This window comes from Stenotrophomonas sp. A3_2, from assembly GCF_036624925.1.
GTDB classification, from domain to species: Bacteria; Pseudomonadota; Gammaproteobacteria; order Xanthomonadales; family Xanthomonadaceae; genus Stenotrophomonas; species Stenotrophomonas hibiscicola.
In genome coordinates, this window is sequence record NZ_JAZKVY010000124.1 from 1 (window position 1) to 451 (window position 451).

Consider the following 451-nt stretch of genomic DNA (forward strand, 5'->3'; position numbering starts at 1 on the left):
GGAAGCCACGGCGGATCAGGCGGGCGAGATACAGATCGGCCGTCGCCACCGGCACGCCGCACATCGGGATCGGCACCCCGCCATGCTCGACGCGATGGGTCAGCGCAATGTCCAGCGCGGCGCTCGCAGCCTCGGCGTCGGCGAAGAACATCTCGAAGAAATCGCCCATGCGGAAGAACAGCAGGGCGTCGGGATGCCGCTCCTTCAGCGTGAACCACTGGGCCAGGGCCGGGCTCGCGCCCTCGGCGCTTGGCCGTGGCGCGGCGTGCCCGGGCTTTTGCGCGCCATCCGCCATGCGGCGCTTATAGCCCCACCGAGCGCGCTTGCCAGAAGCCGGGGTGGGGACGAACCTGCCGCCACAGGGTGAGGGAGATGATTTTGGCCGACGGCGATACCGCGAACCGCATCACGGCCGAGGAGGCGCTGGCGCTTCATGCGAGCGGCCGCCCCG

Annotated in this window: 1 protein-coding gene; it reads right to left on the reverse strand. The window is 70.5% G+C overall.

Annotated elements, in window-relative coordinates; all coding sequences use genetic code 11:
* Positions 1–295 (reverse strand): hypothetical protein (locus tag R5H29_RS02510; RefSeq protein ID WP_332328688.1); only part of this gene is annotated, 295 nt, incomplete at its 3' end.
* Positions 296–451 lie beyond the last annotated feature (156 nt).